General features: G+C 63.7%; 9 protein-coding genes. 2 read left to right on the top strand and 7 right to left on the bottom strand.

The features are described from left to right. Positions 1–8: 8 nt before the first annotated feature. Positions 9–1,088 carry a recombinase RecA gene (gene recA / locus FCS99_RS07770; protein WP_138511509.1) on the bottom strand — a complete coding sequence of 360 codons (1,080 nt, stop codon included), beginning with the start codon at positions 1,086–1,088 and terminating at the stop codon, positions 9–11. 187 nt (positions 1,089–1,275) lie between these two features. Between recA and mltF the strand changes: the two genes are divergently transcribed. Next, a complete protein-coding gene (gene mltF, locus FCS99_RS07775) occupies positions 1,276–2,646 on the top strand; it encodes a membrane-bound lytic murein transglycosylase MltF (protein WP_138511510.1) in 1,371 nt (456 codons plus the stop codon). A 63-nt stretch (positions 2,647–2,709) separates the two neighbouring features. On the opposite strand, the gene FCS99_RS07780 is transcribed toward mltF, so the two are convergent. The 6 genes from FCS99_RS07780 to fliQ form a co-directional block, all read right to left on the bottom strand. Beyond that, positions 2,710–5,997, bottom strand: a complete 3,288-nt coding sequence (locus tag FCS99_RS07780) for an autotransporter domain-containing protein (RefSeq protein ID WP_171036285.1) — start codon at positions 5,995–5,997, stop codon at positions 2,710–2,712. A gap of 122 nt (positions 5,998–6,119) precedes the next feature. Beyond that, a complete protein-coding gene (locus tag FCS99_RS07785; RefSeq protein WP_138511512.1) occupies positions 6,120–7,136 on the bottom strand; it encodes a helix-turn-helix domain-containing protein in 1,017 nt (338 codons plus the stop codon). Positions 7,137–7,248: 112 nt separating this feature from the next. Further along, the gene (locus tag FCS99_RS07790; protein WP_138511513.1) at positions 7,249–9,786 is read right to left on the bottom strand and encodes a hybrid sensor histidine kinase/response regulator; all 2,538 of its coding nucleotides are present in this window, start codon (positions 9,784–9,786) and stop codon (positions 7,249–7,251) included. Between the two features lie 41 nt (positions 9,787–9,827). Beyond that, positions 9,828–10,919, bottom strand: coding sequence for a flagellar biosynthesis protein FlhB (gene flhB, locus FCS99_RS07795; protein ID WP_138511514.1), 1,092 nt, complete (start codon positions 10,917–10,919; stop codon positions 9,828–9,830). A gap of 10 nt (positions 10,920–10,929) precedes the next feature. Then, positions 10,930–11,682 carry a flagellar biosynthetic protein FliR gene (fliR, locus tag FCS99_RS07800; protein ID WP_138511515.1) on the bottom strand — a complete coding sequence of 251 codons (753 nt, stop codon included), beginning with the start codon at positions 11,680–11,682 and terminating at the stop codon, positions 10,930–10,932. After that, positions 11,679–11,942, bottom strand: a complete 264-nt coding sequence (gene fliQ, locus FCS99_RS07805) for a flagellar biosynthesis protein FliQ (RefSeq protein ID WP_138511516.1) — start codon at positions 11,940–11,942, stop codon at positions 11,679–11,681. The genes fliR and fliQ overlap by 4 nt, the downstream gene beginning before the upstream one ends. 115 nt (positions 11,943–12,057) lie before the next feature. On the opposite strand from fliQ, the gene FCS99_RS07810 reads away from it, so the two are divergent. Next, positions 12,058–13,953: a DUF885 domain-containing protein gene (locus tag FCS99_RS07810; RefSeq protein ID WP_138511517.1), complete on the top strand. Its 1,896-nt coding sequence runs from the start codon at positions 12,058–12,060 to the stop codon at positions 13,951–13,953. Positions 13,954–13,995: the final 42 nt, after the last annotated feature.

Consider the following 13,995-nt stretch of genomic DNA (forward strand, 5'->3'; position numbering starts at 1 on the left):
GACGTGACCTAGCCGGCGGCGGCCTCATCATCCTCGGCATCCGGGCCGGTCAGCATCTCATCGGCGATCAGGCCGGCATTGGCCCGAACCTTCTGCTCGATTTCGGCCGACACATCCGGATTGGTGAGCAGGAATTGGCGGGCGTTTTCACGACCCTGGCCAATGCGCTCGGAATTATAGGAATACCAGGAGCCGGACTTCTCGATCACATCGCCCTTGACGCCGAGATCGATCAGCTCGCCCATTTTGGAGATACCCTCGCCGTAGAGAATGTCGAATTCGACCTCCCGGAAGGGCGGTGCCACCTTGTTCTTCACGACTTTCACGCGCGTCTGGTTACCGATGACCTCGTCACGGTTCTTGATCGCGCCGATGCGGCGAATATCCAGGCGGACCGAGGAGTAGAATTTCAGCGCATTACCGCCGGTCGTGGTTTCAGGCGAGCCGAACATGACCCCGATCTTCATGCGGATCTGGTTGATGAAGATCACCAGGCAGTTCGACTTGGAGATGGAGGCGGTCAGCTTGCGGAGCGCCTGGCTCATCAGGCGGGCCTGCAGACCCGGCAGGCTGTCGCCCATCTCGCCTTCCAGTTCGGCTCGCGGCGTCAGCGCGGCCACGGAGTCGATCACGAGAATGTCGACCGCCCCGGACCGGACCAGCGTGTCCGCGATCTCCAGAGCCTGCTCACCGGCATCCGGCTGGGAGACGAGGAGTTCGCCCACATCCACACCCAGCTTGCCGGCATAGACCGGGTCCAGCGCGTGTTCGGCATCGACGAAAGCCGCGACACCGCCGGCCTTCTGCGCTTCCGCCACCGTATGCAGGGCGAGTGTGGTCTTGCCCGAACTTTCCGGACCATAAATCTCGATGATGCGGCCCTTCGGCAGGCCGCCAATACCCAGGGCAATATCCAGCCCCAGCGAACCGGTGGAAATCGCTTCGATATCCATGTGCGGACGCTGGCCGAGCTTCATCACGGAGCCCTTGCCGAATGCCTTGTCGATCTGGCTCAACGCGGCCTCAATGGCCTTTTGCTTGTCCGTGTTCACGTCATCTTTCACGAGTCGAATCGCGCCCTTGCTCATAGCCTTCATCCCTTATTTCACGCCCCTGAGGTGCGGGCAACCAAGCTCAGTCGTACTAGTTTTGTTCCCGGAACACAAGCGGAACATTTTATGGTTAACAAAACGGAACAAAATCAGATCACTGCCACGAAACGCCCAGGAAAACCCCCGCATTGATCGCGATGGATTTCGCGCTAGAGTCCTCCGTATGGGACGTATCCGGACTGCCATTATTCCGCGGCTCGCGATTCTCGGCCTGGCCATCGGCCTGGTGCGGTGTGCACCGGCAGAGACCGGCCTGGGGGATGCGAGCCTGGCCGACATCGAAGCGCGCGGCGAACTTGTCGTCCTCACCCTGGACGGCCCCACCACCTATTCCCGGGAGGATGCGGGACCCCAAGGGTATGAAGTGGACCTGGCGACCGCATTCGCCGAGTCCCTCGGGCTGGAGATCCGTTTCGAGACCCGCCGCGATATCGATGCCCTGCTCAGCGCACTGGACCGGGGTGAGGCCCATCTGGCTGCCGCCAATCTCACGGTCACGCCGGCGCGCCGGGCCCGGGTCAATTTCGGCCCGGCTTACAAGGCGGTGACGGAGCAGCTCGTCTGCCGGCGGGGCGGTCCGGCCCCGACGCGGCTGGAGGACCTGCCCGGCACCCGGATCCGGGTGCTGGCCGGATCCAGCTATGAGGAAACACTGGAGGCGATCGGTGAAGCCCTGCCGGAGCTGACCTGGTCAGCCCGCACGGCCGGATCGGCCATGCCCCTGCTGGATTCCGTGGATGCCGGCACGATCGACTGCACGATCGCTGACAGTCACCTGGCCGATTTCGCCCGCCGCCGCCATCCCGAGCTGGTCGTGGCCATGAACCTCACCGAGGAACGCCCCTTGGCCTGGGCGCATTCAGGGGAGGTCGAGGGGCTGCAGGGCGCACTGGCCAGCTGGTTCGCCGAAGCCCATGGCGAAGGCTTCCTTGAAGAGCTGGACACGCGATGGTTCGGCCGTTTCGGCGAGTTCGACTATGTCGACGTCGCCCGTTTCGTGCGCCGCGTGCAGAGCCGCCTGCCTGAATACCGCAATGCTTTCGAGGATGCGGCCGAGAGCCTGCCCTTTGACTGGGAAATGCTGGCGGCCCAGGCCTACCAGGAATCCCATTGGGACCCGGATGCGGTGTCCGCCACCGGAGTCCGCGGCCTGATGATGCTGACCCTCTCGACGGCCGAGCGCGTGGGCATCGAGGACCGGCGGGACCCGTTCCAGTCCATTGAGGGGGGCGCCATCTATCTGGCGGATCTTTATGATCGCGTCCCCGAGGATGTAAGGGGCGAAGACCGGATCTGGTTCACCCTGGCCGCCTACAATATCGGCATGGGCCACATGTATGATGCGCGCGCCCTGGCCGAACGCCTGGGCCGTGACAAGAATTCCTGGGCCGACCTCGCCGCCACCCTGCCCCTGCTCTCGGACCCGCAGTATTACGAGACCCTGCGCTATGGCTATGCCCGGGGCCTGGAACCGGTGCGCTATGTCGAGAAGATCCGCGAATACCGGGCCATGCTGGATGCCCAGGGGCTGTAGGGCCCCGGGCGGCCGGAAAGCGGCGGTGACGCTGTTACCACAACCCGCGCCACCGCCGATCCGCTAGAAGCGCCAGCTGAGGGCCAGGCTTGCGGAATTCCGGTCACCGTCCGCGCGGTCGAAATCACCCTGAAAGCGGGCTTCCACCGACAGGTTGTCACGCGCATCGAAAGCCAGGCCGACCGCGAGGCTGGCAAAGCCGTTCTCGCGTTGCGGGCCCACCACGGCAAAGGCCGAGTCCGGAGCAGAGTGGAGACTCGCCCATCCAGCCCCTTCTCCGGCCGACACGTCCTGTTGCCAGGTCAGCTGGGCATCGGCATGGACTTGCCCGCCGGCAAAGGATTGCCGCGTGGCCGCGCGCGCACCCAGACCGAGGAAAGTCCGGTCATCGCCGCGGGCAGCCATGTCCGCGCCGAGCAGGCTGGTCGTGTCTTCGCGATAGGCATCGATTTCGCTCTCGCCATGCCGCACCGTCAGCACGGGCCCGGCGGCCAACGCCCCCAGATCGAACCCGGCCCCGATATCCAGACCGGCGTGCCAGTCATCCGAGCCGGTTTCGCCGTACAGCGTCTGCACGGCCGCACCGGCGGCCACGGTCCGCGCCAGGTCGAAATCGGCTTGGCTGTAGCCCAGATAGCCCGACCCGTACCAGGGGCCTTCAACAAACCCGCCATAGCCGGTCAGGGCAAAGCCTTCGCCCTCGATCCGCAGGCCGGCGCGCTCCGACGTGTAATCCGTCAGGGTGAGATTGGCCCCGAGCATGCGCCCCGGTGCAATCTCATGATCAAGCCCGACAATCAGGTCGGAGCGGTCCAGATCAGCCCGGCCATTGGGCAGGACGGTATCACCCCAGGCGTACTCGCCAGCGACATAAATTGCGGTACGGTCGTTGATCCCGGGGTCTGTCTCACCGCCATGGATATCGGTCGCCGCCTTCAGGGCCGAGCGAATCCGGCGGTTGTCACGACTGTTTGCCGCGAGCTGATAGCCTTGCAAGCGGGCCGTTTCGAGGCCGCCATGACGTCCGGACTGAAGCAGGACGAGGCGGTTGGCGACCGTGTCACCCAGGCGCCGCGTCAAGTCTTCACCCAGACGGTCCGCCCCGTAGGCATCGCTGGGATTGAGCGATTGCAGGGCCGAGCGGAGTTCACCCGCAGACGGGAGATAGTCCAGGGTCATCGCCAAATCACGCAAGGCTCCGGTCGGCACCTCATCGCCATAGGCCGTCATCAGGGCCGACGCGACGGCGCGTTGCTGGTCGGTCTCGGCGATATCCCCATAATCAGCCCCGACAACGCGCAGGGCGGCGGAGGTCTCGTCACTGACAATGTCGAACCCGATGAAGGGCGAATAGTCTGAGGCCAGAATGTCCAGGTCAAGGAAGGCAATCCCGTCCTGCGCGTTCAGGAAGACGTGCTCTTCATTGCGCAGCGGGGCCGTGTAGAAATTGACGTGGAGATAGCCCTCAAGCCCGGCTTCACCCGTGACATTGAGGTGATTGGTGCCGGTCTCCCCGATCAGGGTCGATAAGGCGCCGTCCATCAGATAATAGTCGCCATCAATGGTCAGGCTGTCGCCCGGCATTCCCCCGGCCCGCAGGCCGGGCGCCATCATGCCGCCGAGCTGGTAGACGCCGAGCGGGGCCAGGATCTCGCCATTGCCGTGAAGGGTCGCATCCAGCGCAAAGAGCTCCAGCGTGTCCAGCACGCCGTCGACCTGGAGAATGGAGTCGACGATCTGGGTATCGCCTTCGAAGTCGTAGAGCGTGCCGGTCTCGCGGACGAAGGTCGTGCCGCCCGTTTGCAGGAATCCGGCCGTATCGAACACGCCGTCGATGACGACATCACCGCCCTCGATCAGTGCGCCATTCCAGTCAAAATAGACCCCGGTCTCTGCGACATAGGTGAGGCCATCCGTCTGGTGAAGCCAGTCGGTCATGAAATCGCCGCGGATTTCCAGCTGGGCACCCGAATTCACCGTGCCGCCGCTGCCGAAGGGCGAGAAGTCGTAGTAGAGCCCGGTCTCACCCACTGTGAAGCGTCCGGACTGGAGTTGCAGGGTCTGACCGATCAGAAACCCATCCACCTGCACCGCCCCGCCGGACAGTCCCAGACCTGTATCGAGGAACAGGCTGCCAGCCTCCTCGATCTCCAGGGTTGCGCCTTCAAAGACATAGACTGCATCGGCATGCTCGTCCTGTTGAACGATCGTCGTGCCGGCAGCATCTAGATGGACTTCATACAGTTCCGGGACGACCTGAAAATCCGTGACGATGACGGTGCCGTCCGGTGCGTCATTCTCGGGGATGTCGCCAACTACCCAATGGGTGTCGTCATGCCAATACCCGTCGCCGGCCAGGGCATGCCGTTCCACGAACGGGTCCAGGCTGTCGATCCAGTCCGCCTCATCGCCATAGAAGCCGGTATCGTCCTCATCGACCTCGGTCCACAACTGGCTGGTCGCCAGGGTGACCAGGGCGAGATTGTTCTCGAAGGTGAAATTGTCGTAGCCGGGGTGCACCGTCACCGACATGGCCGGGAAGGCAATACTGGCGTCCAAGTCATCCAGCAGCACCGTGACAGACGCGACATCCGCGCCCTCGAAACAAACGGCCGAGGTCACGATCTGGCGTCGGTTCACCAGGGTACCCGCGCAATAGAAAGTGCCGCCACCGGTATCCTCGACCAACAATGACACGAATGTGGACTGGGCAGCCGGAGGCGGCGCACCGTCCGGCGCGCCCGCCAGGTCGGCGATGACATCGGTCATGGTCTGGACCGGCAGACGGTGCGGTGTGACCGTCACCGGGGCCTGGCGCGAGCCACAGCCGGGGATGCTGAACAGGCCGCAGAACCAGCTGACGACGTCCCCGCCAGTGTCGCCCTCGTCATCATTCTTGCCTTCATGACCATCGAGAATGGCGCCCAGACCGCTATCGTCGGACGACACCATGTCGGAGGCCGGCCGGCTTTCGGTATGGTCGGACTGGACCTCGATCGTGGTCGTCCGGTCCCAGGGCGCGCGTCCCGGCGTATAGGTGCCAAAATCATCGCGGTTGCAGAAACTATTGGGCTGCAAGCGCTGCGAGCCCCGCGCTTCAGGCGTGTTGGCATCATTGAAGGTGCTGAAGCTCTGGGACACACAGATCCCGTTCGCATCGCTGCCACCCTCGGGGACATACCAGTAGAAATCCCGCCAGAGCCGGTCGCCCTCATCCCAGGTCGTGTAGACCTTGTCGTGATGCTCCGGCGCGTCCACGGGCGAGCTGACGTCCGTCTGCGCCAGGGCCATGGACGGGACCGCCAGGGCGAGCGCCATGGCGACAACAGAGACACTTGATTGAACAGACAAAATACCAGTCCGCATAACTCCCCCCGGTCGATTTCGGAGGAAATTGCCCAAGCTCTCATGGCTTGTCAGTCGGGTGGAATTTGCAGAATGTCCGCAATGCTTGACCGGGCGTTCCGCGAAGGTCAGGCGAGCGTTTCGATCCAGGTTTCATAGCGCCGGTCGCCAACAGGCAGCGACATCAGCATGTTGCGTTGCCTTGTATGGCGCAGCCCCTGCTCTCGCGCCTCCCCCGGTGTCACACCGAAGCGCGCCTTGAAAGCCCGGTTGAACTGGGCCAGTCCGCGATAACCCCAGCGATAGGCGATCTGGGAAATCTGGAGATGGGCGTTGGAGGCTGCGATCAGGTCGGTCAGGCTGCGCTTGAGGCGCAGTTCGCGCACCACCTGCATGACACCGCCTGCCTCGGCAAACAGGCTGTACAGACGGGTGCGTGACAATCCCATCAAGCCAGCCAGGGTGTGCGCGTCCAGATCCGGATCGCCCAAATGGTCGACGATCAGCTTGCGCGCCTGCATCTGCAGGGCCTGGTCGGCCCAGTCCGGCGGATCGGACAGGTCAACCGGCACAGCATTGAAAGCCGCCGCCAACAGTTCGATCAGGGCCCGGCCGGCGGCAACCGCTTCGGCCTGCTCCATGCCACCCCCGACCGCATAGAGCGTCTTCAGGAAATCCGCCAGCAGGCGCCCGGCGCCCTGCGTCGAATCCACGACAAGCCCCTGCACGGCCTCCGGGTGGATGAGGCGCGGCGCCAGCCGGGTCCGCGGCACCATGACGGTGAGCACGTCGAAATCATCATTCACGGAATCCAGCACATCGCCCAGGTCAAAGCTGACGATTGCCCCGCGCGGCCCGCGCAAGGCCCGGCGGCCGACCTGGATATCCACCTGCCCCGCCTCGAACAACTGGAACATGTAATGATCGATGCCGTCAGCGAGAATGCGGGAGACCGGACGGTCGAACTTCTGGGCACCGGTCGTGCAGCGGGTGAACATGATGCCGTCGAGCAGGACGCTCTCCACACGGGCATTGAAATGCCCCGGGTCCAGCGTGTCCGGCAGACGGCTCTCGAACACGACATTGATGCTGTCGCGCCAGGCACTGAACCGGTCACCCGGCGCCAGTCGCGCTGTACTGAACAAGGATGTCTCAACCGAAGACGACACTGAACTTCCCCCACCTCCTTTCAGGATTAGGCGAAATATTCATGTCTTTCCAGAGGCTTCCTTGTTGCTTTGCGCGACTGCCGCGACCTCAGTTCTCTTTGGCGCTGAGCTCTTCCTTCACCTTTTCCGCCAGCTGGGTCAGGGTGAACGGCTTGGGCAGGAAGGAGATTTCCTGTTCCTTGGAGAGCGTGTCGGAGAATTGTTCGGCCGCGTAGCCGGAGATGAAGACGATGCGGGTGTCTTCCAGAAGATGGCGCGCCTTCTCCAGCAGGCCCGGCCCGTCCAGCCCCGGCATGACCACATCGGAAATGACCAGATCGAAGCCCTCTGTCTCGTCCTCGAGGATTTCATAGGCTTCCTCGCCATCGCAGGCTTCCATGACGTCATAGCCCCGCTTGGCCAGCGTCTTGGCCGCGATCTGGCGAACGGCATCCTCGTCCTCGACCAGAAGGATGCGGCCCCGGCCGGACAGGTCTTCCGGTGCCTTCTCAACCGTCTTTTCGACCTCGGCCTGCTTCAGCTCGACGGTCTCTTCCTCGGTCGGCTGATGGCCCGGCAGATAGATGGTGAAGGTTGTGCCCTTGCCCACTTCACTGTCCGCGAACAGGAAGCCGCCGGACTGTTTGACGATGCCGTAGACGGTCGCCAGACCCAGACCGGTGCCCTTGCCGGCCTCCTTGGTGGTGAAGAAGGGTTCGAAAATCTTCTCCAGCGTCGCCTTGTCCATGCCATGGCCCTCATCGGTCACGGCGATGGCGAGCCAATCGCCTTCGCGCGGATTGGGGGCGCCGGCATTGCGCACGACTTCGTCGGACACTTTGGCGGTCTTCACCACCAGGGAGCCACCGCCCTGGTCGCGCATGGCGTCGCGGGCGTTGGCGGCCAGATTGATGATGGCGGTTTCCAATTGGCCCTTGTCAGCCTTGATCATCGGCAGGTCGCGGCCATGGACGATATCCAGCCGCACCGTCTCCTCGACGATCTGGCGCAGCAGGACCGACACATCCGAGAGAAGATCGCCGATATCCAGCGTTTCCATGCGGAAAGTCTGCTTGCGCGAGAAGGCGAGCAGTTTGCGCACCAGGCCCGCGGCCCGGGCCACGGTCTGGTTGATCGACTGAAGCTCGGAATAGTCCGGATCCCCGACCGGGTGACGGTTCAGGAGTTCGTCGCAATTGAGGCGGACGGCGGTGAGCAGATTGTTGAAGTCGTGGGCCACGCCCCCGGCCAGCTGGCCGACCGCCTGCATCTTGTTGGATTGGGAGAACTGGCGCTCCAGCTCTTTCCAGGCCGTGACGTCAATGACATAGGCAACACGCTTGCCGCCACGGGCCGGCGCAAAGGCCAGGTGGGCATAGACCGGGGTTTCACCGCTTTCGAGGCGGGCTTCGGCGGGTTCGCCACTGCCGGCCATGGCGGCCGCAAACGCCTCGTCCGGCGAGCGACCATCATCCCAATTGAACAGGTCGCAGAATTTGATGCCGGGAATGGCCTTGCCGCCGGTCAGCTGGACCAGGGCGGGATTCACATCCTCGATGATGGCGGTTTCCGGATCGGCGCCGTCCAAGCGCACCACGCCGAAGGGCGCATTGGCGAACATGTCGTCCAGCGTCCGGCCCGTCGTCTGCGGCGCATCGGCGGCCATGGCCTGGCTGACACCCGGCGGCGTGCCGGTGGCGGACAGGCCATACATGACGACCCGGCCCATGCCGCTATCGCCCGGCGTCCATTCCACAGCCAGCGTGACCGGGCTCTCGATCCCGTCGCGCGCCTTCAGCCGCGCATCGATCCGGGCCACGCCCTCGCCACCGCGGGATTGCTGAACCGCCTTGGCGCCGTCACCGGCCAAAATGTCCTTGAGCGGCGGGAAGGGCATGCCTTCGCCCAGGCCAAGCCAGTCGCGGAAGGTGGCATTGCCATTCGCGATCTCGCCATTGACGCGCAGGGAGAAAAGACCGACCGGCGCATGCAGGCACCAGTCCGCAAGCGCCAGGGCCGAGCCGGCATCACGCGGTGCGGAATCCTTGAGGCGCCAGAGGATGAGACCGCCCTCTTGCGGGCTGGCCTCCAGGTGGAAGCGCTCCACCCGCCCCTCGCCCATGTCGAGCGGCGGCAGGAGTTCACAAGCGCCCTCCCCGCGGGCCGCAGCCCGGGCCAGACGATAGACCACGCCATCGCCGCCGCCGGAACTGGCCCAGATCCGATCGATCGTCGGCAGGCCGAAACTCTGGCCGAACCCACCGGTCTGGCGGGCAAGACTCTGATAGGCTTGGTTGGCCCAGCGAGGGCCGCCGCGCTGATCGGTGATCAGGACAGGCTCGCTGAGCGTATCCAGTGCCTGGAAGGCGAGCTGATTGGCCGTCGGCGCCCGATTGCTCTCCACCTTGCGACGCATATTGCGGCCCGCCGTTTCGCCCGCGGCGATCGCGTAGAGCACAAGGAAGCCCACAGCCGCCAGGCCGGACAGGTAGACAAAACCCTGCCAGCCATCCGCGCCAGCCGCCAGCACGGCGGCACCGAAGGCGATCACGGCAATGACCCCGCAGACCCAGAAGGCCACTTTGCCGATCGGGCGTGACCAGAGGGATTTACGGGGTTTCGGATCGGGGGCGGCAGTCTCGGCCATGGCGACGCTCCGGGCGCGAATCAGAAGAGTTCGGACACAGCTTACTCGCTCGGGCGGTACCGCGCGCGTTGTCCCTGTGCCAGCGAGAGGACGTAGCCGATCACCTTGGCCACGGCCTGGAAGTGGTCGGTCGGAATTTCAGCATCCAGATCCGCCGTCGCCCACAGTGCCCGCGCCAGCGGCGGGTCCTCGACGATCGGCACGCTGTGCTCACTGGCCAGCTCCCGGATGCGCAGGGCCACCTCATCGACGCCCTTGGCCACACAGACCGGGGCCGGGGTCTCGCCCTGCTCGTAGTACAGTGCGATGGCATAGTGGGTCGGGTTGGTGACGACCACCGTCGCATCGGGCACCTGGGTCATCATCCGCTTCTGGGCCCGCTCCTGGCGAAGCTGACGCAGCTTGGCGCGGACCATCGGGTCGCCTTCGGACTGTTTCAGCTCGTCCTTGACCTCACGGCGCGACATGCGGTTGCGCTTCATGAAGCTTTGGCGCTGGAAGATGTAGTCGAGGCCGGCGATGATCGCGTAGACGATCAGCGAGGCCATCAGGAGTTCGATGGCCGACTGCTTGATGATGCCCAGCACATGGGCCAGGTCCAGCGCCGGCAGGCCGGCCAGGATTTCACGTTTGGGATAAAGCACCAGGAAGGCCGCCGCCGCGACCAGGGCCATCTTGCCCAGCCCCTTGAGAAAGTTGGCCAGGCCCTGGGGCCCGAAATTCCGCTTGAACCCGTCGATCGGGTTCAGCTTGGAGAGTTTCGGCTGGATCTTCTCGGTGGTGAACAGCATGCCCTGCTGGACATAGTGACCCGCAAATCCGGCCACCGCGAGGAAGAGGACGGGCAGTCCAACTACGGCAGCCACTTCCCAGGCCGTGCTCTGCATCATCTGCATCATGCCATTGGGATCGACCGAGAAATTATGGGCTTCGGAAAAAAAGATCTCCAGATCGGCCGCCATCACCCGCGCGACGGTCGGGAAGACAAAGGCCAGAAGGGCCAGGCCCGTCGCCAGAATGAACCAGCCCGGAATCTCCTGGGATTTGGCGACATCGCCTTTCTCGCGCGCGTCATCCAGCCGCCGCTGTGTCGGTTCCTCTGTTTTCTGGGAGTCGTCTTCGCCTTCAGCCACAGCGCGCTCCCTAGTTCATATCCAGCGCGAAGCGCTGCATGCGCTCCAGCCAGACCGCGCTCATCGCACCGAGCGAGATCGCGAGAATGAAAAGACCGATCATGATGTTGGACGGCATGGCGATGAAGAAGATCTGTGCCTGCGGCATCAGGCGCGAGAGCACGCCGAGCGCCAGGTAGAAAGTCAGACCGAACACGATGAGCGGCGCGGCCAGTTGCACGCCGATCCGGAAGGCGTCGACGAAGGCATTGAGCGCCCATTGCGCCGCATCGCCCAGATCCGGCACCTGGCCGACATCGAAGACGGCATAGGAGTTCACGGTCGTCTGCAACAGCATGTGGTGCGTATTGGTCGCGAACAGGAGCAGGAGAAAAGTCAGATTGAGGAAGGTCGCGATCAAGGCACCCTGCTGGCCCTGGGACGGGTCGAAGCTCTGCGCCATGGCCAGCGAGGTCTGCATGCCAATGACCTGACCGGCAATCGCCGCCGCCGCCATGAAGATCCGCGCCACGGCGCCGATCATCAGGCCGATAATGACCTCCCCCATGACCAGGCCGGCCATGGCCAGCGGCTGGGCCGGCATGGCGGGCAGGTTCGGCGCCACCAGCGGACCGAGGATGAGACAGGTCAGTAGCGCAAAGGCCAGGCGGATCCGCACCGGGATGGACGGCTCGCCGAAACCCGGCAGTAGCATCAGGATCGCCCCGATCCGGGCAAATACCATTCCGGCCGCAAAGATGAGCTCGGGTGCCTGCGGGATCATGGCGTGGAGATCCGGTCGAAAATGATGGTCATGAAGCCCGACATGAGGGCGCCCATCAGCGGCAGGAAAATCAGCAATGCAATGAAGATGGCGATGATCTTCGGCACGAAGACCAGGGTCATTTCCTGCACCTGGGTGAGCGCCTGGAACAAGGCAATCGTCACCCCGACCGCCAGTCCGACCAGCATGATCGGGGCGGACATGGCCAGCATCAACCAGATGGCTTCGCGGGCAAAATCGAGGACTTCAGCGCCTGTCACGGGTCTCGCCTCACTTTCTGCGGGGAGAATCGGTCTTACGGTTAATTATGTTTACGGATGCGTGTTCCGCGTTAAGAAAGAGTCAATTCTGGTAAACGTTCGGGAGTCATCCATTATGCGCCTTCGCCGCTTTCTCATTGGTACGTCGAGCCTGGCCCTGCTGGCCGCCTGCAGCCCCGCCGACGAAGCCGCGGCTCCGGTCGAGCAGGTCGAGAACGCTGCCCAGCCGGCGGCCGAGACCGCCAGCGAACAGACCGAGACCGAACGCCTCTACGCCTGGTTCGACGAACAGTTCAACGCGGAGATGGAGCGCTCCCCGATCAGCAAGACCTATCTGGGCATGCTGGACGATCTGGAAGCCTATGGTGAATGGGATGATCCGTCCGAACAGGCCTTCATGGACAGCCTGGCCCGCAGCGCCGAACGCCTGCGCTACATGCGCGAAAACTTCGATTTCGATGCGCTGACCCCGGAAGCCCAGGTTTCCTATCGCTTCGCCGAGTTCATCGAGACCAACACGGCCGAACAGGGCGAGTTCTGGGATCACGGCTACATCTTCACCCAGTTCTTCGGCCCGCACACCCAGCTGCCGACCACGATGATCGGCTATCACCGCATCGACACTGTCGAGCATGCCGAAGCCTATATTTCCCGCCTGAACGGGCTGGGCGACGTGCTCAACACGCGGACGGCCCAGGCCGATGAGCGCGCCCAGGCCGGCGTACTGGCTCCGGCCTTCGCCTATCCGATCGTGATCAGCGCCGCCGAGCGCTTCATTACCGGTGCCCCGTTTGACGATAGTGGCGAGGACAGCCCGCTGCTGGCCGACTTCCGCGGCAAGGTCGACGCGCTGGACATCGAGCAAGCTGAAAAGGATGCGCTGATCGCGCAGGCCGAAGAGGCCCTGCTGACCTCGGTCGGTCCGGCCTACACGCAGCTGATCGCGACCATGGAAAGCCATGCCGAGATGGCCGATGGCCGCATTGAAGGTGTCTGGTCGCTGCCGGAAGGTGAGTCCTTCTACCAGACCCAGGTCAACAACTACACGACCCGCTATGACATGACCGCCGACCAGATCCACCAGATCGGTCTGGACGAGGTCGAACGCATTCATGGCGAAATGCGCGAGATCATGGAAGAGGTGAATTTCGAAGGCTCGCTGCAGGACTTCTTCGCCTATCTGCGCGAGGACGACCAGTTCTACTATCCCGATACCGAGGAAGGCCGTCAGCGCTATCTCGATGAAGCCACCGCCATGGTGGAGCACATCATGGAGATCGCACCGCAATACTTCGACACCCTGCCGCGCGCCGACCTGGAAGTCCGCGCGGTGGAGGAATACCGGATCGAGACCGCGACCGGCGCCTTCTATGAACAAGGCGCGCTCGATGGCAGCCGTCCCGGCGCCTATTACGTCAACCTGGCCAATATGCGGGACAATCCCACCTATCTGATGGAGACCCTCTCCTATCACGAGGGCGCCCCGGGCCACCATTTCCAGATCGCCCTCGCCCAGGAACTGACCGGCGTGCCGATGTTCCAACGCTTGCAGGGCTATTCGGCCTTCTGGGAAGGCTGGGGCCTCTATGCCGAAAACCTCGGCAAGACGATGGGCGGCTTCACCGATCCCTACCAGGACTTCGGCCGCCTTTCCTATGAGGTCTTCCGGGCGGCCCGCCTGGTGGTCGATACCGGCGTGCACTCCCAGCAATGGACCGAGGAAGAGGCCGTCCAGTACATGCTGGCCAACACCCCGATGCCGGAAGGCGATATCCGCAATGAAGTGCGCCGCTACATGGTGTGGCCGGGCCAGGCCCTGTCCTACAAGATCGGCATGCTGACCATTCTCGACCTGCGCCAGCGGGCCATGGATGCCCTGGGTGACGACTTCACCTATGGCGCCTTCCACGATGTGGTCCTGACCAATGGGTCCGTGCCGCTCACCCTGCTGGAACAGCAGGTGGATGCCTGGATCGCGGAAACGCTGGCAGCCCGGGAAACCGAGCAATAACCGTCTTGCACATTTGACAGGCCAGCCCTGCTAAAGGGTATC

Source organism: Maricaulis alexandrii, assembly GCF_005871165.1.
GTDB lineage: Bacteria > Pseudomonadota > Alphaproteobacteria > Caulobacterales > Maricaulaceae > Maricaulis > Maricaulis alexandrii.

Bases quoted from the DNA above. Each gene is read 5' to 3' on its own strand.
- recA (WP_138511509.1), bottom strand. From the start codon at position 1,088: ATGAGCAAGGGCGCGATTCGACTCGTGAAAGATGACGTGAACACGGAC.
- mltF (WP_138511510.1), top strand. From the start codon at position 1,276: ATGGGACGTATCCGGACTGCCATTATTCCGCGGCTCGCGATTCTCGGC.
- FCS99_RS07790 (WP_138511513.1), bottom strand. From the start codon at position 9,786: ATGGCCGAGACTGCCGCCCCCGATCCGAAACCCCGTAAATCCCTCTGG.
- fliR (WP_138511515.1), bottom strand. From the start codon at position 11,682: ATGATCCCGCAGGCACCCGAGCTCATCTTTGCGGCCGGAATGGTATTT.
- FCS99_RS07810 (WP_138511517.1), top strand. From the start codon at position 12,058: ATGCGCCTTCGCCGCTTTCTCATTGGTACGTCGAGCCTGGCCCTGCTG.